The organism is Bartonella sp. AP88HLJMH (assembly GCF_042195605.1).
Classification (GTDB): Bacteria; Pseudomonadota; Alphaproteobacteria; order Rhizobiales; family Rhizobiaceae; genus Bartonella.
Genome location: NZ_JBHIOR010000126.1, coordinates 1 through 610, shown reverse-complemented (window position 1 = coordinate 610; position 610 = coordinate 1). Strand labels below are relative to the sequence as shown.

1 protein-coding gene and 1 pseudogene are annotated in these 610 nt (G+C 36.1%); both read left to right on the top strand.

What is annotated here, in order from left to right:
• Window positions 1-102 (top strand): TrwH protein (locus ACFIMA_RS09950; RefSeq protein ID WP_375638957.1); only part of this gene is annotated, 102 nt, incomplete at its 5' end.
• Window positions 99-610, top strand: a pseudogene (locus ACFIMA_RS09945) (hypothetical protein); the annotation flags it as partial. The gene ACFIMA_RS09950 and the pseudogene ACFIMA_RS09945, both read left to right, overlap by 4 nt.

The window sequence follows — 610 nt, the reverse complement described above, 5'->3', positions numbered from 1 at the left end:
TCGGCTTGTGCATTAGCACCAAAGCTAAAACAGCCCAATGATAGGAACCGCGTGCCTATTAATAAAACAATCCCTGCTGAAATCAAGCGAGGAGACAGATGAAAAAGCGATTTATTATAACAGGAATGACTACCCTTTTGGAAATGATAAATTTGGCACATGCAAATAACAAACATGTGTATGATAGAGATAAAGTAAAAATCCACACATTAGGAGGAGTTGTATCATATCGGGAATATCCTGGCTTGTCAGATTCAACACCCAATAGAGATGTTAAAATTAGACGTCCTAAACCTAAAGTTAAAAAAAAGCCAAAACCATCTGAAAAGTCGCAACCTGCTCTACCGTCGCAACCTGCTCCATCGCCACAACCTGCTCTATCAGCAGAATATTCGGAAATCCTTCAGCTTTTAAAAAAAGAGGAAATTATTGAGCTCTTAAAAAAACAGCTTGCGTTAAAAAAAGAACAACTTTCACAAACAGAAAAAACCTATCAGGCTATAACAAATAGTCAAAAAACTAGACCTGAAAAAATAGATTTTTCTAGTTTTTTTCTCAAAGAACCAGAATCGCTCTATAAGAGTGATAAGCTTTCAAGGAAATCATATCA